The sequence below is a fragment of the Microbacterium sp. NPDC012755 genome, assembly GCF_042901325.1.
Classification (GTDB): domain Bacteria; phylum Actinomycetota; class Actinomycetes; order Actinomycetales; family Microbacteriaceae; genus Microbacterium; species Microbacterium natoriense.
On record NZ_JBIBCT010000001.1, the window covers coordinates 1,511,411 to 1,532,812 of the forward strand.

21 protein-coding genes are annotated in these 21,402 nt (G+C 69.3%); 13 read left to right on the forward strand and 8 right to left on the reverse strand.

The window, feature by feature from the left end; translation table 11 throughout:
- Positions 1–4 precede the first annotated feature (4 nt).
- The gene (locus tag ACFY5A_RS07090; RefSeq protein WP_387232682.1) at positions 5–1,288 is read left to right on the forward strand and encodes a hypothetical protein; all 1,284 of its coding nucleotides are present in this window, start codon (positions 5–7) and stop codon (positions 1,286–1,288) included.
- A gap of 116 nt (positions 1,289–1,404) precedes the next feature.
- On the opposite strand, the gene purQ is transcribed toward ACFY5A_RS07090, so the two are convergent.
- From purQ to ACFY5A_RS07105, 3 genes are all read right to left on the reverse strand, one after another.
- Entirely contained in the window at positions 1,405–2,112 is a 708-nt protein-coding gene (gene purQ, locus ACFY5A_RS07095) for a phosphoribosylformylglycinamidine synthase subunit PurQ (protein WP_105673206.1), read from the reverse strand.
- Complete coding sequence (gene purS / locus ACFY5A_RS07100; protein WP_105673207.1) at positions 2,109–2,357, reverse strand: phosphoribosylformylglycinamidine synthase subunit PurS; 249 nt, start codon at positions 2,355–2,357, stop codon at positions 2,109–2,111. Before purS ends, purQ begins: the two co-directional genes overlap by 4 nt.
- 205 nt (positions 2,358–2,562) lie before the next feature.
- Positions 2,563–3,087, reverse strand: a complete 525-nt coding sequence (locus ACFY5A_RS07105) for an adenine phosphoribosyltransferase (protein WP_223587248.1) — start codon at positions 3,085–3,087, stop codon at positions 2,563–2,565.
- Positions 3,088–3,355: 268 nt separating this feature from the next.
- On the opposite strand from ACFY5A_RS07105, the gene ACFY5A_RS07110 reads away from it, so the two are divergent.
- The 5 genes from ACFY5A_RS07110 to ACFY5A_RS07130 all read left to right on the forward strand — a co-directional run bounded on the left by ACFY5A_RS07110 (position 3,356) and on the right by ACFY5A_RS07130 (position 9,057).
- Positions 3,356–4,627 carry an ABC transporter substrate-binding protein gene (locus ACFY5A_RS07110; RefSeq protein ID WP_105673209.1) on the forward strand — a complete coding sequence of 424 codons (1,272 nt, stop codon included), beginning with the start codon at positions 3,356–3,358 and terminating at the stop codon, positions 4,625–4,627.
- A gap of 110 nt (positions 4,628–4,737) precedes the next feature.
- Positions 4,738–5,682: a carbohydrate ABC transporter permease gene (locus ACFY5A_RS07115; RefSeq protein ID WP_105673210.1), complete on the forward strand. Its 945-nt coding sequence runs from the start codon at positions 4,738–4,740 to the stop codon at positions 5,680–5,682.
- Positions 5,679–6,602, forward strand: coding sequence for a carbohydrate ABC transporter permease (locus ACFY5A_RS07120; protein WP_387232685.1), 924 nt, complete (start codon positions 5,679–5,681; stop codon positions 6,600–6,602). Before ACFY5A_RS07115 ends, ACFY5A_RS07120 begins: the two co-directional genes overlap by 4 nt.
- Before the next feature lie 5 nt (positions 6,603–6,607).
- The gene (locus tag ACFY5A_RS07125) at positions 6,608–8,020 is read left to right on the forward strand and encodes a GH1 family beta-glucosidase (RefSeq protein WP_387232688.1); all 1,413 of its coding nucleotides are present in this window, start codon (positions 6,608–6,610) and stop codon (positions 8,018–8,020) included.
- 38 nt (positions 8,021–8,058) lie between these two features.
- Positions 8,059–9,057 (forward strand): LacI family DNA-binding transcriptional regulator, encoded by a 999-nt coding sequence (locus ACFY5A_RS07130; protein WP_105673213.1) that lies wholly within the window; start codon positions 8,059–8,061, stop codon positions 9,055–9,057.
- A 112-nt stretch (positions 9,058–9,169) separates the two neighbouring features.
- Here the strand turns inward: ACFY5A_RS07130 and ACFY5A_RS07135 are convergent, their stop codons facing one another.
- The 3 genes from ACFY5A_RS07135 to ACFY5A_RS07145 form a co-directional block, all read right to left on the reverse strand.
- Positions 9,170–9,988, reverse strand: coding sequence for a M57 family metalloprotease (locus ACFY5A_RS07135; RefSeq protein ID WP_105673214.1), 819 nt, complete (start codon positions 9,986–9,988; stop codon positions 9,170–9,172).
- A gap of 315 nt (positions 9,989–10,303) precedes the next feature.
- A complete protein-coding gene (locus ACFY5A_RS07140; RefSeq protein WP_387232691.1) occupies positions 10,304–11,341 on the reverse strand; it encodes a hypothetical protein in 1,038 nt (345 codons plus the stop codon).
- On the reverse strand, positions 11,338–12,210 hold the full coding sequence (locus ACFY5A_RS07145) for a DUF1266 domain-containing protein (protein ID WP_386948721.1): 873 nt from the start codon (positions 12,208–12,210) through the stop codon (positions 11,338–11,340). Before ACFY5A_RS07145 ends, ACFY5A_RS07140 begins: the two co-directional genes overlap by 4 nt.
- A 124-nt stretch (positions 12,211–12,334) precedes the next feature.
- On the opposite strand from ACFY5A_RS07145, the gene ACFY5A_RS07150 reads away from it, so the two are divergent.
- Positions 12,335–13,012, forward strand: coding sequence for a TetR family transcriptional regulator (locus ACFY5A_RS07150; protein ID WP_341940523.1), 678 nt, complete (start codon positions 12,335–12,337; stop codon positions 13,010–13,012).
- A 50-nt stretch (positions 13,013–13,062) separates the two neighbouring features.
- Here the strand turns inward: ACFY5A_RS07150 and ACFY5A_RS07155 are convergent, their stop codons facing one another.
- Both ACFY5A_RS07155 and ACFY5A_RS07160 read right to left on the reverse strand, forming a co-directional pair.
- Entirely contained in the window at positions 13,063–14,403 is a 1,341-nt protein-coding gene (locus ACFY5A_RS07155) for a uracil-xanthine permease family protein (RefSeq protein ID WP_387232694.1), read from the reverse strand.
- 120 nt (positions 14,404–14,523) lie between these two features.
- Positions 14,524–15,387, reverse strand: a complete 864-nt coding sequence (locus ACFY5A_RS07160) for a phosphoribosylaminoimidazolesuccinocarboxamide synthase (protein WP_387232697.1) — start codon at positions 15,385–15,387, stop codon at positions 14,524–14,526.
- Between the two features lie 44 nt (positions 15,388–15,431).
- Here ACFY5A_RS07160 and ACFY5A_RS07165 point away from each other — a divergent pair, with 44 nt between their 5' ends.
- The 6 genes from ACFY5A_RS07165 (at position 15,432) to ACFY5A_RS07190 (ending at position 21,250) form a co-directional block, all read left to right on the forward strand.
- Positions 15,432–15,992 (forward strand): GNAT family N-acetyltransferase, encoded by a 561-nt coding sequence (locus tag ACFY5A_RS07165; protein WP_387232700.1) that lies wholly within the window; start codon positions 15,432–15,434, stop codon positions 15,990–15,992.
- A 66-nt stretch (positions 15,993–16,058) separates the two neighbouring features.
- Complete coding sequence (locus ACFY5A_RS07170) at positions 16,059–16,682, forward strand: PadR family transcriptional regulator (RefSeq protein WP_341940520.1); 624 nt, start codon at positions 16,059–16,061, stop codon at positions 16,680–16,682.
- Entirely contained in the window at positions 16,679–18,238 is a 1,560-nt protein-coding gene (locus tag ACFY5A_RS07175; RefSeq protein ID WP_387232704.1) for a DHA2 family efflux MFS transporter permease subunit, read from the forward strand. The genes ACFY5A_RS07170 and ACFY5A_RS07175 overlap by 4 nt, the downstream gene beginning before the upstream one ends.
- A 174-nt stretch (positions 18,239–18,412) precedes the next feature.
- Complete coding sequence (locus tag ACFY5A_RS07180) at positions 18,413–18,943, forward strand: GNAT family N-acetyltransferase (protein ID WP_105673223.1); 531 nt, start codon at positions 18,413–18,415, stop codon at positions 18,941–18,943.
- A gap of 109 nt (positions 18,944–19,052) precedes the next feature.
- Positions 19,053–20,525: an amino acid ABC transporter substrate-binding protein/permease gene (locus ACFY5A_RS07185; protein ID WP_341940518.1), complete on the forward strand. Its 1,473-nt coding sequence runs from the start codon at positions 19,053–19,055 to the stop codon at positions 20,523–20,525.
- Positions 20,522–21,250, forward strand: coding sequence for an amino acid ABC transporter ATP-binding protein (locus tag ACFY5A_RS07190; protein WP_105673225.1), 729 nt, complete (start codon positions 20,522–20,524; stop codon positions 21,248–21,250). The genes ACFY5A_RS07185 and ACFY5A_RS07190 overlap by 4 nt, the downstream gene beginning before the upstream one ends.
- Positions 21,251–21,402 lie beyond the last annotated feature (152 nt).

The following is a 21,402-nucleotide window of genomic DNA, read 5'->3' on the forward strand; positions in this document are numbered from 1 at the left end:
CTCCATGCCGGGTTCTCCGCGTCGTTCCGCGCTGTGGGCCGCCGTCGCCGCGCTCGTCGTCGCGGCTGCGGTCGGGGGAGCGGCGCCGGCAGCATCCGCCGTCGTCACGATGCACGACCCTTCGGCGGCCGACGTGACCCCGCTCGACCCCGCGCTGTCGGTCGCGCGGGCCTACGAGTTCCTCGATGCGCGCGTCGACGAGTTCTGCGACGGCGACGGACACTGCCTGCCCCGCAGCTACCAGGGCGGGTTCTTCACCACCCCGAGCTGGGACTTCACGCCGTCGTTCGTGTATGACGACGCCCTGGTCGTGATCGCATACACCGCCCGAGGGCTGCCCGACGACCTCCGCCGCGCGCGGACGATCGGCGACACGCTGCTCTTCGTGCAGGCGAACGACCCCATCGGCGACGGCCGCGTCAGGACCTCCTACGAACCGCACGGGATCCGACAGGGGCGGGTGGAGATCACCGGGCCCGGAACCTTCACCGGCAACGAGGCCTGGGTCGGGATGGCGCTCGCTCGGCTCTTCCACGCGACCGGGGACCAGCGGTACCTCGACGGGGCGCTGCGGATCGGCGGGTGGATCCAGACGAACACGGCCGACATGACCAGAGCCCCCTACGGGTACACGGGAGGGCAGACGGATGCCGGCGCCTCCCTGACCTGGAAGTCGACGGAGCACAACGCCGACGTGGCGGGCTTCTTCACCCAGCTGGCGCAGCTCACCGGTGACGCGGTGTGGGCCGACAGGGCGGCCGTCGCATCCGGATTCGTCGCCGCGATGCAGGCGCAGGACGGACACGTCGACACCGGCACCCTTCTCGACGGCTCCACCGTCAACACGCATCCGATACCGCTCGACGCGCAGACCTGGAGCTCGCTCGCCACGGGAGACAGCCGCTACGGAGCGGCGCTGGACTGGACCCTCACGAACCTCATGGCGACCGACGGTCCGTACCAGGGGCCCTCGATCAGCGACGTCGACGTCTCGAAGGTGTGGTTCGAGGGTGCCGGTCACCTGGCGCTGTCGCTCCGGCTCCGCGCCGGCGCAGGAGACGCCGATCGTGCGGAGAGTCTGCTGAGCAGCATCCGCCTGGCGCAGCGCGACGCCCCGAACGGCGACGGCAAGGGCATCGTCGCCACCTCGAGCGACGGCCTGGACTCCGGCTTCGGCGACCTCTACTACGCGAGCCTGCACACGGGGACGACGGCGTGGTACCTGCTCGCGGCGGCGGGCGACGACCCCTTCCGCCTCCCGGCCGACTGGCCGGGTCCCGCCGACTGACGGCTCACCGGACGACTGGCGGGCCCCGCCAGCGGGCAGCCTCCCGACCTACTGACCGGGCCCCGCAACGACGAAGACGGATGCCGCAGCTGCGGCATCCGTCTTCGGAAGGCTGATCAGGCGGCGACGCGCGCGACCGCGGCGATCGCGCTCGCGAAGAAGCCGACGCCGTCGACGCCGGAGCGCATGGCGGCCGCCGTGTCGGGTCCGAAGCCGGGCTCGGTGGCGTGCTCGGGGTGCGGCATGAGCCCCACGACGTTGCCGGCTTCGTTCGTGAGGCCGGCGATGTCGCGGAGAGATCCGTTCGGGTTCACGCCCGCGTAGCGGAAGGCGACGAGGCCCTCGCCCTCGAGACGGTCGAGCGTCTCCTCGTCGGCGATGTAGCCGCCGTCGGCGTTCTTCAGCGGGATGACGATCTCCTGACCGGTGCGGAACGTGTTCGTCCACGCGGTGTCGGAGTTCTCGACCGTGAGCCGCTGGTCACGGCGCACGAAGTGCTGGTGGTCGTTGCGGATCAGGCCGCCGGGCAGCAGGTGCGCCTCGACGAGCATCTGGAATCCGTTGCAGATGCCGAGGATCGGCATGCCCTTGGCCGCAGCATCCTTGACCTCCGACATGATCGGCGAGAGCGCGGCGATGGCGCCTGCACGCAGGTAGTCACCGTAGCTGAAGCCGCCGGGGAGGACGAGCGCGTCGACGCCGTCGAGATCGTGCGAGCCGTGCCAGAGGGCGACGGGCTCGGCGCCGGCGATGCGGACGGCGCGCTGCGCGTCGCGATCGTCGAGCGAACCGGGGAAGGTGACGACCCCGATGCGGACGGTCACTCGGCGACCTCGATGCCGACGACGTCTTCGATCACGGAGTTGGAGAGCACCTCGTCCGCGATGCGTCGGGCCTCGGCGAGGACCTCGTCGGTGACCTCGCCCTCGACGGTGAGCTCGAAGCGCTTGCCGATGCGGACGGCGGTGAAGCCCTCGACGCCCAGGCGGGTGAATGCTCCGGACACGGCCTTCCCCTGCGGGTCGAGCAGTTCGGGCTTGGGCATGACGTCGACGACGATGGTGGGCATGACGGCTCCGGAAGTCGTGGGAGGACGGGCGGTTTCAGTCTACCGGCTCGCGCGCACCGCCTTTTCGCGGGTCCCCGCCGACCTCACGCGATGTCGCCGAGGGAACGGGATATCGCCGAGTGAACGGGAAGTCGTCGAGGGAACGCGAGGATGCCGTGCACTCGGCGAGTGCACGCGACGTCGACGCCGCTGGGTGGAGGGCGGGTCAGGCGTGGAAGACGGTGTGCAGGTCGCCGATGGCCTCGCGGCCGCCGAGCCCGTCGATCTCGAACAGCACCGAGATGCCGATGACGTGGCTGCCCAGGCGCTCGACCAGTTCGCGGCCCGCCGCGAGGGTGCCGCCGGTGGCGAGCACGTCGTCGATGAGCAGCACGCGCGACCCCGCGGGGAGGTCGTCGTGCATCTCGATCGTCGCGGTGCCGTACTCGAGGGCGTAGTCGACGGATGCCGCTGGGCGAGGGAGCTTGCCGGCCTTGCGGATCGGGATGAGCCCCACTCCGGCCGCGATCGCCGCGGCCCCGGCCAGGATGAACCCGCGCGCCTCGATGCCGGCGACGACGTCGAACTGTCCAGCGAAGGGCTCGATGATCGCCTCGGTCGTCACGCGCAGCGCCTCGGCGTCGGCCAGGAGGGGCGTGATGTCGCGGAAGACGATGCCGGGCTCCGGATAGTCCGGGATGGAGCGGATCAGTGCTTCTGCACGGGTGAGGGCGGGGGAGAGTTCGGGCACCGGTCAAGGCTACTCGGCGTGCCGGCATCCGCCGGCATCCGCCGGAACCGCCGGCATCCGCCGGAATCCGGATGCTGGCCCGAGACGCGGATGACGGCGGGGGAAAGGACCGGATCTCGGGCGAGTGACCGGCTCTCGGAGGCACCGGTCCGCGCTTGACACTCGTGGGAGCGCTCCCATAGAGTGCTCAGAAGTTCGTGGGAGCGCTCCCACGAACGGATCACCCCGCACCACGAACATCCCCACCACGCACACAAAGGAGTGCCCCGTGAATACGCATGCACGCAGACTGACGACGGTCGCCGCCGTCGCCTCCGTCTCCGCCCTCGCTCTCGCCGGCTGCGCCGGAGGCGCCGCCGAGTCCGGCGGATCCGGCGGCGAGATCACCCTCACCGTCGCGACCTTCAACGACTTCGGCTACACCGATGAGCTCCTCCAGGAGTACATGGACGAGCACCCGAACGTGAAGATCGTGCACAACAGGGCCGCGACCAGCAACGAGGCCCGCGAGAACTACTTCCAGAAGCTCGGCAAGAAGGGCCTCGCCGACATCGAGGCCATCGAGGTCGACTGGCTGCCGGAGGTCATGAAGTACTCCGACCTGCTCGCACCCGTCGACGACGGCCTCAAGGACCGCTGGCTGGACTGGAAGACCGCGGCAGCCACCGACAAGGACGGCAACCTCATCGGCTACGGCACCGACATCGGCCCGGAGGGCGTCTGCTACCGCAGCGACCTGTTCGCCGCCGCGGGGCTCCCCACCGACCGCGACGAGGTCGCGAAGCTCCTCGAGGGCGACTGGGCGCGCTACTTCGAGGTCGGCCAGCAGTACACCGACGCCACCGGCAAGGCCTTCTTCGACTCGGCCGGCGGCACCTACCAGGGCATGATCAACCAGGTCGAGGCGGCCTACGAGGACCCGAAGTCGGGCGACATCATCGCCACCGACAACGACGAGGTCAAGGACATCTACGACCAGGTGCTCACGGCATCCGCCACCCAGTCCGCGCACCTCGGCCAGTGGTCGGACGACTGGATGGCGGGGCTCGCCAACGGCTCCTTCGCGACCATGCTCTGCCCCGGATGGATGCTCGGCGTCATCGAGGGCAACGCCAAAGACGTCACCGGCTGGGACATCGCCAACGTCTTCCCCGGCGGCGGTGGCAACTGGGGCGGGTCGTACCTGACCGTCCCCGCGAACGGCGCCAACGTCAAGGCCGCGCAGGAGCTCGCCGACTGGCTGACCGCACCCGAGCAGCAGATCAAGGCGTTCTCGAACGCGGGCACCTTCCCGAGCCAGAACGACGCGCTCACGGATGACGCGCTGCTCGGCGCCACCAACGCGTTCTTCAACGACGCCCCGACCGGTCAGATCCTCTCGGAGCGCGCACAGGCCGTCACGGTCGCCCCGTTCAAGGGCGCCTTCTACTTCCAGATCAACGACGCGATGCAGAAGGCCCTGACCCGTGTCGAGGAGGGCACGCAGGATGCCGATGCGTCCTGGACCCAGTGGACCGAAGAGGTCAAGGCGCTGAAGTAGCCGGACTCCCGGGTCGTCGAGCGGGCGCGTGTCGTCTGCTGCGCTCGCTCGACGACCCGCGGGGAGACTGCCCCCGCCCGACGGCCCGGACCCACGACTGAGGACTCGACATGACCACCACTGCACCGCCGAGGCGATTCGGCTTCGGGTCAGCGCGGCTCTCGCGCTGGGACCTGAGGCTCTCGCCCTACCTCTACATCTCCCCGTTCTTCATCCTGTTCCTGATCGTCGGGCTGTTCCCGATCGCCTACACCGCCGTGATCTCGTTCATGGACTGGGACCAGGTGCGCGGCACCGGAACCTGGATCGGCTTCGAGCAGTACGCGTATGTGCTCGGCCAGCCGAAGTTCTGGATCGCGCTGCGCAACACGTTCAGCATCTTCGTGCTGTCGAGCGTCCCGCAGCTCATCGCCGCGGTGTTCATCGCCGCGATGCTCGACCGCAACATCCGGGCCAAGACCTTCTGGCGCATGGGCGTGCTGGTGCCCTACGTGATGGCGCCGGTCGCCGTGGCCCTCATCTTCTCGAATCTCTTCGGCGACAAGTACGGTCTGGTGAACAGCCTGCTGGAGGGCATCGGCCTCGGCCCCGTGCCGTGGCACTCGAACGCCTTCGCGAGCCACATCGCCATCGCGACGATGGTGAACTTCCGCTGGACGGGCTACAACACCCTCATCCTCCTCGCCGCGATGCAGGCCGTCCCGCGCGACTACTACGAGGCCGCGACGGTCGACGGGGCCGGCGCCGTGCGCCAGTTCTTCGCCATCACGCTGCCGAGTCTGCGGCCGACCCTGATCTTCGTGATCATCACCTCCACGATCGGGGGGCTGCAGATCTTCGACGAGCCGCGCATGTACGACCAGTACGGCACCGGCGGCGCCGACAGCCAGTGGCTGACGATCACCCTGTACCTCTACAACATCGGCTGGGGCGAGTGGAACTTCGGCAGGGCCTCGGCGCTCGCCTGGATCCTGTTCCTCATCGTGCTCGTCATCGGCGCGATCAACCTGCTCATCACCCGCGCCCTGGTGCGCAGCGAGGGGAAGCGCTCATGACCGTGATCGACAGGACGGATGCCGCCGCCGGCGACGCCGCAGACGACCGGGCGCCTGTGTTGCCGAGAAGAGGAGCAGGTCGCACCCGCCGCATCCGCGGCTCCCGACCGGGGTGGTTCGTGTACGGGGCCCTCGGGGTGGTGCTGCTGAGCAGTCTCTTCCCCTTCTACTGGTCCTTCCTCATCGGCTCGGGCGACGCGTACACGCTGCGCGACCCGAACCGCTCCTGGATCCCCGGGGGCAACTTCATCCAGAACGCCCTGGAGGTCGTGAACGACCCGGCCGTGAACTTCTGGCGCGCGCTGTGGAACTCGATCTACACGTCCGCCCTGATCGCGGCATCCGTCGTGTTCTTCTCCACGCTCGCGGGCTGGGCGTTCGCGAAGCTGAAGTTCAAAGGCCGCGGCTGGCTGCTCGCCTTCGTCGTCGGGACCATGGCCGTGCCGACGCAGCTCGGCGTGGTGCCGCTGTACGTGCTGTTCAGCGAGCTCGGCTGGACCGGCACCCCCGGAGCGATCATCGTTCCCGCTCTGACCAGCGCGTTCGGCGTCTTCTGGATGACCCAGTACCTCACCCAGGCCGTGCCGGACGAGCTCATCGAGGCGGCGCGCATGGACGGCGCCTCCTCGTTCCGGACGTTCCTGACCATCGGGGTGCCGGCCGCCCGTCCCGCTGCGGCCATGCTCGCGCTGTTCACGTTCGTGTCGGCGTGGAACAACTTCTTCTGGCCGTTCATCGTGCTCGACCGGCAGGACCCGACCCTGCCCGTCGCGCTCTCCCTGCTCCAGTCGAACCACTTCGTCGACTACTCGATCGTGCTCGCCGGAGTGCTGCTCTCGACCATCCCGCTCCTGCTGCTCTTCGTGTTCGCGGGTCGGCAGCTGGTCAGTGGCATCATGGCGGGCGCGGTGAAAGGATGACCCCTATGACCCGCCCCTTCCCTCCGGAGTTCCTGTTCGGCGCCGCCACCGCGGCCTATCAGATCGAGGGCGCCGCCTTCGAGGACGGCCGCACGGCCTCGATCTGGGATGCGTTCGCGCGCGTGCCCGGCGCGGTGATCAACGGCGACGACGGCGACGTCGCGTGCGACCACTACCACCGCTACCCGCAGGACGTCGCGCTGATGAAGGAGCTCGGGCTGCAGACGTACCGCTTCTCCACGTCGTGGTCGCGGGTCAGGCCAGACGGCGGCGCGGTCAACGAGAAGGGCGTCGACTTCTACAGTCGGCTGGTCGATGAACTGCTGGATGCCGGCATCGTGCCCTGGCTCACGCTGTACCACTGGGACATGCCGCAGGCGCTGGAGGCGCAGGGCGGCTGGACCAGCCGCGACACCGTCGACCGCTTCCTGGAGTACGCGGGCACCATGCACGACGCGCTCGGCGACCGGGTGCGGTACTGGACGACGCTCAACGAGCCGTGGTGCTCGTCGTTCCTGTCGTACACGGCCGGCATCCACGCCCCCGGGCGGATGGATGTCGGAGACGGCATGCTCGCCGCGCACCATCTGCTGCTCGCCCACGGGAAGACCGTGCAGGAGCTGCGCTCGCGCGACTCCTCCCTCGACCTCGGTGTCACGCTGAACCTCACGGTGGCCGATCCGGCCGACCCCGATGCCCCCGGTGATGTCGACGCCGCCCGCCGCATCGACGGGCAGTTCAACCGCTGGTTCCTCGACCCGATCTTCCGCGGCGCCTACCCCGCCGACGTCATCCGCGACTTCCGCACCGTCGACTCCTCGGCTGTGGCCCGGTGGGAGCAGGCCGTGCAGCCGGGCGACATGGAGGCGATCTCGTCTCCGCTCGACGCGTTCGGCGTGAACTACTACCACGGCGAGCTGCTCGCCGGCACCGCCCCGGCCGAGGAGCCGCCGGCGGGAGACGCCCCGACCGAGCGGGCCGTCGCCTCCCCGTTCCCCTCGCACGAGGGCATCCACTGGGTCGAGCGCGGGCTGCCCCGGACGGGCATGGGCTGGGAGGTGCAGCCCGAGGGTCTGACGCGTCTGCTGCAGCGGGTCGGGTCGGAGTACGCCCCCGGCATCCCGCTGTACGTCACGGAGAACGGCGCCGCCTACGACGACGTCCGCGAGGGCGACACGGTGCGGGATGCCGATCGCACCGCGTTCCTCGTCGCGCACGTCTCGGCGGTGCGCGACGCGATCGATGCGGGCGTCGACGTGCGCGGCTACTTCTACTGGTCCCTGCTCGACAACTACGAGTGGGCGTGGGGGTACGAGAAGCGCTTCGGCATCGTGCGGGTCGAGTACGACACCCAGGAGCGCGTCGTCAAGGACTCCGGCCTCCAGTACGCTCGGATCATCGCAGCGCGCGCCGTCTGAGGCTGCCGCCGCGACAGCATCAGAGCGGGGAGCAGGCGATGGTCAGGGCGACGATCGAGGAAGTCGCAGCGGCGGCGGGGGTGTCGCGCTCGACCGTGTCCCGCGTGGTGAACGGTTCGACGTCCGTGAGCCCCGAGGCGCTCGCCGCGGTGCAGGACGCGATCGCCCAGCTGCACTACGTGCCCAACCCCGCGGCCCGCACGCTCGCCAGCAGGCAGACGAACGCCATCGCCCTCGTCGTGCCTGAGGACACCACGCGCTTCTTCGGCGACCCGTTCTTCGCGACGATCGTCTCGGGCATCAGCGCCAGGATGACGAGGTCCGACTACATCCTCAACCTCCTGATCGCGAGCGAGGAGGGCGGCGCGAAGACCGCCGGATTCGTGCGCAACGGAGGCGTCGACGGGGCGATCATCGTGTCGCACCACACCAGCGACTCCTTCGTCGACCGCATCGCCGAGGCCGTCCCCGTCGTGTTCGGCGGACGCCCGGTGCGCGCGCGTCCCGGAGACTACGTGGTGGACGTCGACAACGTGCTGGGCGGCCGCATGGCGACGCAGTATCTGCTCGACCGGGGCCACCGGCGGATCGCCACGATCTCGGGTTCGCTCAGCATGCCCGCGGCGGTCGACCGCGTACAGGGTTTCCGGGACGCGTTGGCGGATGCCGGCATCCCCCCGGCCGCAGAGCTCGACGGCGACTTCACCGAGGAAGGCGGGGCGGAAGCCGCCCGACGTCTTCTCGCCGCGGGCTCGCCGCTCCCCGATGCCGTGTTCGTCGCGAGCGACCTCATGGCCAGGGGCGTGATGCGTGTGCTCCGCTCGGCGGGCATCCGGATCCCCGAAGACGTCGCGATCGTCGGGTTCGACGACTCTCAGGTGGCGGTCGCGGTGGACCCGCCGCTCACGACCGTGCAGCAGCCGATGTACGCGCAGGGCGAGGCGATGGCATCCGTCCTGCTCGACGTGCTCGCGGGGCGCGAGGCTCCGCGGTCGACGATCCTGCCGACCGAGCTGGTGGTGCGCGCCTCGGCGTGAGATGTGGCAGCGGCGCTCCCGGCGGCGGTCTCTCCGCGTCTGCGCGCAGAAGGGGCCCGGCCGACTGGGCCGGACCCCGCTGAGACGTCACGCCGTGTTCGGGCGATGAGCCTCAGTTTCCGTACAGCGCGACGATGCCCGCGCGGTCGGTGCTGGTCATCGACAGGTCGTCGGACGAGCCGTTGCACTGCGGGTAGTGCATGATCGACGCCGAGTCGTACGGGGTCAGCGGGCGCCAGTTGTTGTCCTCGAAGCAGGTGCCGGACTCCGGACGGGTGTGCTCGTGCCGGAACCCGAGGACGTGCCCGAGCTCGTGGCCGAGGATGTTCGTCGGGGTCCAGGAGCCCGAGCTCCAGATCGAGTCGTCGATGAGGACGTTCTGCTGGCGGTCCGGCGTGCTCGGGAAGAACGCGCGGGCGATGTACTGCGTCGTCTGCACGGGCTCGACCGAGAACACGACCGACTTGTTGCGCGTCGTGCAGTTGCCGTCGGCACTGCTCACGTACTGGAACTTGATCTTCGACGATGCGGCCTCCCAGAGTGCGGCGCCGCTGGCCATGGCGTTCACGACGTCTGCGTGACGGGTGCCAAAGGCGGTGCTGACGCAGTATGTGAGGTTGCCGACCTGCTGCGCCGACCACTTGTCGTCGGTGCCGCTGACCGTGTTGACGATGAGGCCGTCGATCGGTGTCGCCGGGCCCACGAGCACGTCGTAGAACTTCCGCAGCTCGCCGCGGTTGGAGATCACCTCGTCTCCGTTGACGATGTAGCTGCCGTCGACGTCCCGGAAGGTCGACGCGGCGAACTCCTGGAAGGTGGGCACGTCGGAGCCGTCGTCCGGACTGGTCGCAGCGGCGGCCGGGATGACCGCGCCGATGCAGAGCGCTGCTGCCGCGGTGGCGGCGAGCGCGAGTGTTCTCGTGAGTCGCATGGATGATCCTTTTCGATCTGAGCGATGCCGCACGCCCGGTCGGCGAGCGGACTCCGATCCGGAGGACGGGCTTCCTTGCGCCGCCGCCGTGCCGAAGCCCGCTCACGGTAACCGCGTCGATTCGAGCGGGTCAAGGTCGGCGACGGCGTGCCCACGAATTCTTGTACTCAGGTAAACAATTGCGTGCGCTCAGCCTGGCCAAAGGTGTCGGCCGGGCTCGACGGACGTCGAAGTCTGACGTCCGTCGAGGAAGACGGGGGAACACGGGTGCGGACCTGACGCCCCTCCAGGCAGGTCCGCACCCGTGGGTCATGATCACCCGGTGAGGGTGCGCAGGATGTCTCCGCCGAACAGCGAGAACGCCGTCACCCCGGCGGAGAGCAGCAGCACGCCGGCTGTCGCGGCGATCGCGATCACCGAGACGCCGCTGCCGCCGAGGCGCTGTCCGCGCAGGCCGACCGAGACGCCGGCCCTGGCGGCGAGCTCGCCGGCGTTGTCGTCGCGATACAGCTCGGTGCGCGCGGCGAAGCGACGGTGGAACTCCTCGGCGAGGACCACGGCCGCGGCCATCGTGTCGGCGCGGTCGAAGCGCGTCCGCGCCGGCAGATACACGTAGAGACGGTCGGAGACGAGCTCGATCTCCGCGCCCGAGCCGAGATCGAGCACGCGGGCCATGAGGTCGGGCGTGAAGATGTAGAGCGCGTCCTGCTGATATCCCTCGGGCACGATCAGGCGGAACACCGACGCGAACTCGCCCTCGAGCTGCATCTTCGCCGCGCCACGGCCGAGACCGAGGGTGGGGATGATGCTGCGTCGGCGGTTCGCCAGCACGATATGGGGCACCGACGACGGCAGCGGCAGCTCGATGAAGGCGAAGGGACGCTGGATCGTCGCCGCCTCCTGGCCGCGCGCCACCGAGTGGTGCATGCCCAGCTCGAACGGCATCCGCTCGTCGTCGCAGGCGACGACCGCGCGCTCCTGTCCCCGGTTCACGCGGGCGAACGCCGCGCCGGGGCGTCGCGTGCTCTCCAGGAGATCGGCGTAGGCCCAGCCGTTGCACCAGGCGAACGCCGCCACCTTGACTCTGCGGCCCAGCCCGATCGCGTACCAGACGAACCCCACGGCGGCGAGCACCGTGTAGCCCACCACGAACACCCCGAGGATCGGCGCGACGGCGAGGATGTCGCTGCGCCCGAGGAACCAGAGCGCCCCGAGCATCGCCACGGCGAACAGCAGCACCGCGACGAGGATGAACACGAAGCGGCGGTGCAGCGGAGTGCGGCAGATGCGCTCGTACGCGAGGATGTCGCGGAAGCCGGCCCCTCGTCGAAGGGGGTCGAGGTCTACGGTCACAGGCTCCATGACAGCGTCGCCCACGGACCGTTGCGCTTCGCGGTCGCCGCGGCCTGGAAGTCGACGCACCCGTCGCCGAACTTGTCGAAGGACTTCTCCTCGACCTTGCCGTCGCTCCAGTGCATCACGCGGCCGGCGATGTAGCTGAGGCCGAAGTCCGCCCACGACGAGAAGGCGGGGCGGCCCTCGACGTTGATGCGGTGGATGATCTGGCGCGCCTCGGCGACGTCGCCGTGTCCGAGCGCCACACCCCACGTGGTCATGCCCACGGCCTGGCCGAGCGCGTAGCCGTCGAGGGTCTTCACGAACAGGTCGGGCGTGACGATGTCCTTGCCGACGCGCTTGCGGATGAGGCCCTCGGTGTACTCGATCGAGGTGACGAACGTGCGCGCATCGCGCTTGTCCCCGCCCTCGGTGACGATCGCGTTCAGCCACTCCTTCGCCTTGGGGACGCGGCCGAGCTGCTCGGCGAGCTGCGCGCGCACGGCGAGGTAGAGGACCCACATCTCGCGGCGGCGGCGCACGGTGACGAGGCGCTCGATGTTGTCGAGCCAGTCCTGGCGCGTGGGGACGCCCCACTGGTCGACGAGCACCTTCTTCTCGCGGTCGCCGAGGATCGACGCCGTCGGGTCGTTCCAGTGCCCGGACGGGAGGTTCACGATCTGCAGGAGGCCGAGAGCGATCTCGTTGGCCTCGGTGTCGGTGGTGGAGAACTTCTCATCGGCCTTGACCTTGAAGCCGGGCATGAGCCAGACCACGATGAAGAAGAGCACCACGGCGCCGACGATCGCCCACACCCACCACTGCGAGATGAGCCACTCGATCAGGGAGCCGAGGTCGTTGAGATCGACGCGGGCGAGGGGATGCATGGGGGCTCCTGGAAGTGGGGGATCTGACCGATCCTCATAGATTGAACGATTATTCAGTGAGTAATCTATACGGTGGGGGCCGTTCAGCAAAGACACTCGTCCGCATCGCAGAGGAGGATGCCTCGTGGCACGCTCCGATGAGCAGAACCGCATCGCCAGGGAGAGGGCGCGGGAGAACATCCTCCAGGCCGCGATCACCGTGTTCTCCGAGCGAGGAGTGGCCGGCGCCAGCATCGCCGAGATCACCTCCAGGGCCGGCGTCGCCCAGGGGCTCGTGAACTACCACTTCGGCGGCAAGGAGCAGCTGGTCTCCGCCGTGATCGACCGCTGGTTCGAGACCGTGCTCTCGTTCGCCCGCGTCGACGGCACGCCGGACGAGGCGCTCGCCGCCGTGATCGACGGCGCCCTCATGGCCACGGCCTTCGCGGTGCCCCTGCAGCGGGCTGTCCTCGCGATGCAGCAGCAGCCCGCGACGCACCGGCTGTTCGCCGAATCCGAGCGGCGTCACGCCGATGCGGTGACGGCGACGGAAGACGCCGTGCGCGACCTGTTCCGCGCGCGCGGCGCGGCAGACCCTGGTCTCGAGGAGGTCATGCTGCGCAGCCTGCTCGAGGGCGTGTTCGTGAAGTTCGCCGTCTTCGGAGACACCTATCCGCTGGAGGACGCTCGGCGCTGGGTCCGCCGCAGCTACGGGCTGCCGGAGCCGAAGGAGCCGCTGCCGTTGGCGATGCCTCCGCGGCGGGGCGAGCCGCGTCCGCGCGCGTCCGGTGCGGTGTGCCCCGACACGGGCACGGTGGCCTGAGGTGCGTGGAGGGGGACGGATGCCGCGGCATCCGTCCCCCTCCAGGCGGGTCAGGCGGGGTCGCCGCCGAGCGGGCCGACCGCGGGGATGGGGCCGCCGTCGTCGGCGCCGCTCCGGCGCCAGCGGGCGATCGCGTTTCCCAGGTGGTAGATGACCAGAGCGGCGACCGTGCCCAGCACGATGGCGCCGAGCTGGAACGTGCCCCAGCTCATCATGAAGCCGGCGATCGCGATGACGAACGACACGGCGACCGTGTACTGGTTGACCGGACGCGAGAAGTCCACGCGGTTGTCGACCCAGATCTTGATGCCGATGACGCCGATGAGGCCGTACAGCGCCGTCGTCACGCCGCCGAGGACGCCGGCGGGGATGCTGTTGAAGATGACGCCGACCTTCGGCGAGAACGCGAGGAGGATCGCGACGATGCCGGCCACCCAGTACGCCGCCGTCGAGTAGACGCGGGTCGCCGCCATGACGCCGATGTTCTCCCCGTAGGTGGTGGTGCCCGAGCCGCCGAAGCCGCCGGCGAGGGTGGTCGCGAGGCCGTCAGCGACGAGGGCGCGCCCGGTGTGCTTGTTGATCTCCGGGTCGTTCGTCATGGTCGCGACGCCGCGCACGTGGCCGACGTTCTCGGCGATGAGCACGAGCACGACGGGGAGGAACATCGGCACCAGCGCCCACGCCTTCGGGTCGCCGACGGCGGCGAGGTGGAAGTCGGGCAGGCCGATCCAGGCGGCCTCCGCGACGCCGTCGAACTTCACCTGTCCGGTGAAGAGGGCGACGATGTAGCCGACGACCACGCCGAGGAAGATCGAGATGCGGCCGAGGAACCCGCGGAACAGCACGCTGAAGAGCACGACGGCGGCGAGGGTGACCGTGGCGAGCTCCGGCTGCTTCTGGAAGTTGCCCCAGGCGGCCGGCGCGAGGTTGAAGCCGATCAGGGCGACGATGGACCCGGCCACGACCGGGGGCATGAGCTTGTCGATCCAGCCGGTGCCGACCACCTGCACGAGGAAGCCGATCGCGGCGAGCAGCACACCCGCGGCGACGACGCCGACGAGCGCCTGGGTGATCTGCTCGGCCGACTCGAGGGCCTTGCCGCCGTTGAGCGCGGTGATCGGCGCGATGAACGCGAACGACGAGCCGAGGTAGCTGGGCAGCCTGTTGCGGGTCAGCAGCAGGAACAGCAGGGTTCCCGCGCCCGAGAAGAGCAGGGTCGTCGACACCGGGAACCCGGTGAGGATGGGGACGAGGAACGTCGCGCCGAACATCGCGACGACGTGCTGGACGCCGATCGCGATCGTGCCGGGCCAGTTCAGGCGCTCATCGGGGCGCACGACGGCGCCGGGGGCGACGGTGCGGCCGTCTCCGTGCAGCTTCCACAGGGGCATTGCGGGCTCCTCAGGGTCGGGGGTGTCGGAGTGCTGGAGCCACACTACCGATTCCTGAGTGTTGCCTGGGTGTCCTTCGACTCGCTCCGCTCGCTCAGGAACCACGCGGGATGCCGCGATTCAGGCTCCGAGGCGCTCGATCAGCTCGCGGTAGCGGGCGGCGGTGCGCTCGACGACGTCCTTCGGCAGCGCGGGCGGCTCGCCCTGCTTGTCCCAGTGCAGCGCCAGCCAGTCGCGCACGATCTGCTTGTCGAAGCTCGCCATCCGCGCGCTCGGAGTGGTGCCGACGGCCCAGGCCTCGGCGTCCCAGTACCGGGAGGAGTCGCTCGTGAGCACCTCGTCGGCGAGGCGCAGGACGCCGTCGGCATCCGTCCCGAACTCGAACTTGGTGTCGGCGAGGATCAGGCCCTTCTCCTCGGCGATCGCGGCGGCCCGGGCGTAGACGGCCAGCGAGACGTCTCGCAGCTCGGCGGCGCGCTCGGCGCCGACCAGCTCGACGACCCGCTCGAAGGTGATGTTCTCGTCGTGCTCGCCCATCGGCGCCTTGTAGGCGGGGGTGAACAGCGGCTCGGGCAGGCGGTCGCCGTTCTGCAGACCGGCGGGCAGCGGGATGCCGCACACGGTGCCGCTCTCCTGATACTCGGCCCAGCCGGTGCCGGTGATGTAGCCGCGCACGACGCACTCGATCGGCAGCATCTCGAGGGACTGCGCGAGCATGGCGCGATCGGCGACGGACGCCGGGATCTCGCCCTCCGCGAGATGGTTCGGCACATCGGAGAGAGCGGAGAACCACCAGCGGCTGAGGCGGGTGAGCAGGGCTCCCTTCTCAGGGATGCCGGGGGACAGCACGTAGTCGAACGCGCTCACCCTGTCGGACGCCACGACGAGGATGCGCGTGTCCGCCGCATCCTCCGAGGCGTACAGGTCGCGGACCTTGCCGGAGTAGACGTGCCGCCAGCCGGGGATGCTCTGTGCTTCGCTCACCCAGCCATTATCCCGGTGTCGGAGGGTGGTCGTAGCGTGAGGGCATGCCTGAGGAGTTCTTCACCGAGCGTCTGGTGCTCACGCGACCGACACCCAGCGACCTCGATGAGGTCTTCGCGATCCACAACGACCCCCGCGTGTGGACCCACTTCCCGTCCCTGCGGCATCTCGACATGGAGCCGACGCTGGCGATGATGCGGAGGTGGGAGGAGGGGTGGGCGGATGCCGGACTCGGGTCCTTCGTGGCGCGGCTGCGCGAGACCGGGGAGATGGTCGGCAACGGCGGAAGCTCGGTGCGGGGGTTCGGCACCGAGGGCGCGGTGTGGAACGTCGGGTACCGGATCGCGCCCGACCACCACGGGCGCGGGTATGCGACCGAGCTCGCGCGGGCGGGGGCCGAGCTCGCGCGCGAACGCGTTCCGGAGTGGCCGCTCATCGCCTATCTCGTCGAGCACAACGCGGCGTCGGCGCATGTCGCGGAGAAGCTGGGGCTCGAGCTGGTGCACCGCGGTCCGGATGCCGGAAACCCCGACCCCGCGGTGATGCGTCTGGTCTACGCGGACCGTCCGCTCACCGCGGCGCAGCTCGAGGTGGCGCTGCGCTGATCCGAGCTTGCCGTCGGGGCCGTTTCGGGCGTATAGTCCACGTGGACTAATTGGAATGGACTAACAATGCCGGATGCCGTCGACAAGCTCACCCCGATGGGGGTGATGGTGCTCGCGCTGCTGCGCGAGGGCGACATGCACCCCTATGAGATGGTGCGACTGATGCGCGCGCGCCGCGACGACCGTCTGCTCACGATCACGAACGGCACGCTCTATCACACGGTCGCGCGCCTCCAGAAGGCAGGGCTGCTCGACGAGGTCGGCGTGGACCGCGACGGCAACAGGCCGGAGCGCACCACGTACACGCTGACCGCCGAGGGCCGTGAGGCGGTCATCGGCTGGGTGCGGCGCGAGCTGTCGCGCATCGACCGTCCGTCCGACTTCCGCATCGCGCTCGCCGAGGCGCACAACCTCGAACGACCAGACGCGATCGACAGCCTCCGCATCCGCCGGGCGGCTCTCGCCGATGCCCACACGCAGCACAGCGACGGGCTGCGCGGGGCCCGCGCCAACGGGGTCCCCGAACAGGTCCTCGTCGAGTTCGAACGCCAGGAGATGCTGCTCGACGCAGAGCTCCGCTGGCTCGACTCCCTCCTCACCCGTCTCGAGGCCGCCGCGTTCCCCTGGGGACCGCACGCCTTCGAAGACACCGAACGCTATCTCGCCCAGCGAAAGGCCGCACAGCAATGACTGAATCTCAATCCACCGGGGCCGCGGCATCCGCCCCCTCGTCTTCTGGGCCGTCCACCGGCACCTACTCCGTCGGCCACCGGCCGAAGAGCCCCTGGCCCGCTCTGTGGGCGCTGGTCATCGGCTTCTTCATGATCCTCGTCGACACGACCATCGTCTCGGTGGCGAACCCGGCCATCAAGGCCGCGCTCGACCCGACGACGAACAACCTCGACAACGTCGTGTGGGTCACCAGCGCCTACCTCCTCGCCTACGCCGTTCCGCTGCTCATCACCGGGCGCCTCGGCGACCGCTTCGGGCCGAAGAACATCTACCTCATCGGCCTCGCGGTCTTCACGCTCGCCTCCCTGTGGTGCGGCCTGTCGACGACGCTCGAAGGGCTGATCGTGGCCCGCGCCGTGCAGGGGCTCGGCGCCGCATTCATGACGCCGCAGACGATGGCGGTCATCACGCGCACGTTCCCCGCCGAGCGCCGGGGAGCGGCGATGGGGCTGTGGGGCGCGACCGCCGGTGTGGCGACGCTCGTCGGCCCGCTCGTCGGCGGCCTGCTCGTCGACGGCCTCGGCTGGGAGTGGATCTTCTTCGTGAACCTGCCCGTCGGCGTGATCGGCTTCGTGCTGGCGTGGATCTACGTGCCCAAGCTGGCCACGCACCCGCATCGCTTCGACGTGCTCGGCGTCGTGCTCAGCGCCGTCGCCCTGTTCCTCCTCGTCTTCGGACTGCAGGAGGGCGAGAAGTTCAAGTGGGGCGTCATCTGGGGCCCGATCTCCGTGTGGAGCCTCATCATCGCGGGCCTCGTCGTGCTGGCCCTGTTCATCGTGCAGCAGGCGCGCACGCGCAGCGAGCCGCTGGTGCCCCTCGACCTTTTCCGCGACCGCAACTTCTCGGGAGCCAACGTCGCGATCGCCGCGGTCGGCTTCACCGTGACGAGCATGTCGCTGCCGATGATGTTCTTCCTGCAGATCGCACGCGGCCTCACCCCGACCGAGGCGGCGCTGCTGATGATCCCGATGGCGGTGCTGTCCGGCGTGCTCGCGCCGCTCGCGGGCAAGCTGCTCGATCGCGTCGATCCGCGCATCATCCTGGTGCCCGGTCTGCTCTGCGTCGGCGTCGCCCTCGTGTGGTACTCGGCGCTGATCAACATGGACACCCCGATCTGGATGTTCCTGCTCCCGTCCGCCCTGATGGGCATCGGCAACGCCGGCATGTGGGGTCCCCTCGCGACGACGGCGACCCGCAAGCTCCCGCCGCGCCAGGCCGGCGCCGGTGCGGGCATCTACAACACCACCCGCACGATCGGATCGGTGATCGGCTCGGCATCCATCGCGGCGTTCATGCAGTCGCGGCTGGAGGCCAACCTCCCCGGACTGTCCGACGCGGCCGGAGGCATCGGCACCGGAGGCGCGCTGCCCCCGCAGGTCGCCGACGGGTTCTCCGCGGGAATGGCGCAGGCTATCCTGCTGCCGGCCTGCGTCATGGTCGTCGCCCTCGTCGCGTCGCTGTTCCTCGGGCGTTACGAGTCCGAGCCCGTGGCCGCGCCGGGAGGGAAGGGCTGACGCCCTGACGCGGCACCGGATTCCCGGCATCCGCGTCTCGACGTCCCCCTCCGAGTTCCGACGCCCCACCTGACGCACGACAGACAGGTGGGGCGTCGGTGTCGGGTGGGGCGTCGGCGGCCGGCAGGGGCGGACGGGTTTGGCAGGAGCGAGCGCGTGTGATGTCATCGGGTGATGACGATCGCGCTCATCCGACCAACGACCGACCTCTACGACAGCTGGGCCGCCGCCGTGGCGGAGTTCGGCGGAGGTCACATCGACGGTTCGGGTCTGCAGGCCCCTGTCATCCCGGGGCGGGTCACCCTCGACGAGCTGATCGCGGATGCCGCACGGCTCGCCGACACCTCGATCGCGCCTCCCGAGGACCGCGTGCACAACGACCTCTACTGGATCGTCGACGACGCCGAGGTGATCGGATTCCTCTCGTTCCGCCACGACCTCAACGAGTGGCTCCGCGAGGCCGGCGGGCACATCGGCTATGCGGTGCGGGAGTCGCGTCGCCGCCAGGGCTACGCGTCGAAGGCGCTGGCCCTCGCGCTCGACCGTGCACGCGAGATCGGGCTCGACCGCGTGCTGGTCACCTGCGATGACGATAACGTCGCCTCCGCCCGCACGATCGAGGGCGCCGGCGGTGTGCTGCAGGACGTGAGCGACCAGACCGAGCGCGGGCACGCGCTGCTGCGCCGCTACTGGATCACGCTGTAGTCAGCCCACCGGCCCTTGTGCCGGTTCTGCGTGCGAGAACGCGACCGGAGGCTAGGGTTGTTGGTCGGCGGCCAACCGGTCGTCGTCGTCGATCCCGGGAGCATCCGTCGTGATCCGCAATCCTTCCTCCGCCTCCGCGCGCCTGCGCAGGTTCGGGCGCACCGCGGGAGCAGCCGTCCTCACGGCGTTCCTCGCCGTCGGCGCCCTCCTCGTCGCGCCGACCGCGGCGACCGCCGCCGATGAGAAGTACGTCATCGGCACCGACACCACCTTCGCGCCCTTCGAGTTCACGAACTCCGACGGCCAGCTCGTCGGCATCGACATGGACCTGCTCCGCGCGATCGCGAAGGACCAGGGCTTCGAGGTGGAGATCCGTCAGCTCGGATTCGACGCCGCCGTCCAGGCGCTCCAGGCGAACCAGGTCGACGCCGTCATGGCCGGCATGTCGATCACCGACGAGCGCAAGAAGACCTTCGACTTCAGCGACCCCTACTTCACCAGCGGCATCCAGCTCGGAGTGATGAAGGACAGCGACGTCCAGTCGCTCGAGGACCTCGACGGCAAGACCGTGGCCGTGAAGACCGGCACCCAGGGGCAGACCTTCGCCGAGGAGAACAAGAAGAAGTACGGCTTCACCATCACGCCGTACCAGGACACGACCGACATGGTCGACGCCGTCAAGGCGGGCCAGGCCGTCGGCTACTTCGAGGACTTCCCGGTGCTCGCCTACGGCATCCAGCAGGGGTCGGGCTTCCGTCTGGTCGGCGACCCGGAGCTCGGCGGCGAGTACGGCTTCGCGGTGAACAAGGGGCAGAACCCCGAACTGGTCGAGATGTTCGACAAGGGCCTCGCGAACCTCAAGAAGTCGGGCGAGTACGAGACGATCGTCGACCGGTACCTCTCCGGCGGCGAGGAGTCGGCGCAGCCGACCGACATCATCTCGGTGGCCGTGAAGTACTGGCCGGCGCTCATGAGCGGTCTGTGGCTCACGATCCTCGCGACCCTCGTGGCGCTGGTCGCCGCGTTCGTGCTCGGCATCGTCTTCGGCTTCGGCCGCATCTCCGGGTTCTTCCTGTTCCGCTGGCTCGCCACGGCGTACGTCTTCGTGTTCCGCGGAACCCCGATCCTGGTGCAGGCGTTCTTCGTGTTCTTCGCCATCCCGCAGCTGTTCCCCGGGCTGACTTTCAACCCGTTCGTCGCCGGAGCGATCACCCTGTCGCTCAACACCGGCGCGTACATGACCGAGATCATCCGCGGTGGCATCCAGGCCGTCGACCCGGGCCAGAACGAGGCCTCGCGCTCGCTCGGCCTCGGCCACTGGAAGACCATGCAGAAGGTCGTGCTGCCGCAGGCGTTCCGCATCATGATCCCGTCGTTCGTGAACCAGGGCATCATCACCCTCAAGGACACGTCGCTGATCAGCGTGATCGGCCTGGCCGAGCTGACGTTCCAGTCGCGGCAGATCATCGCCTCGACCTACCTGTCTGCACAGGTGCTGACGATCGTCGCCCTCATCTACTTCGTCGTGATCACGCTGCTCACGCTGCTCGCCAACCGTCTGGAGAGGAAGTTCACCGCATGAGCAAGATCGAAGTCCGGGACCTGCACAAGTCCTTCGGAGACAACCACGTGCTCAAGGGCATCGACCTCCGGGTGGAGGACGGCGAGGTCATCGCCGTGATCGGTCCCTCCGGCTCGGGCAAGTCCACGCTGCTGCGCTGCCTCAACAAGCTCGAGGAGCCCACCTCGGGTCACGTCATCATCGACGGCGTCGACCTGACCGACAAGAGCGTCAAGCTCGACGAGGTGCGCCAGCGCATCGGCATGGTGTTCCAGCACTTCAACCTGTTCCCGCACATGACCGTGCTGGAGAACATCACACTCGCGCCGATCGAGCTCGGTCGGCTGTCGAAGGCGGATGCCCGGGCACGGGCGCTGTCCCTGCTCGACCGGGTCGGGCTCAAGGAGAAGGCGGATGCGAAGCCGGCATCCCTCTCCGGCGGTCAGAAGCAGCGTGTGGCCATCGCCCGCGCGCTGGCGATGGATCCCGAGATCATGCTCTTCGACGAGGCGACCAGCGCCCTGGATCCCGAGATGGTGGGCGAGGTGCTGCAGGTCATCCGCGATCTCGCGTCCGGTGGCATGACGATGGTGCTCGTCACCCACGAGATGGGCTTCGCCCGCGAGGTCTCCGGTCGCACCGTGTTCATGGACGGCGGCGTGGTCGTGGAGGAGGCTCCTCCCTCCGAGCTGTTCGGATCCCCGAAGAACGAGCGCCTGAAGGACTTCCTCTCGAAGGTGCTCTGAGCCGCGTCCGCGGCATCCCTGGCGTGCTCCGCCAGCCTGCGGGCACGGCTTCGGAGGTGGTGGGCTCGGTCGTCGGGCACGGCTTCGGAGATCCGGGCCGGCACGCCGGGCATGAGGTCGGTCCGGGCGGCGTGTCGGGTGTGGGGTCCGAA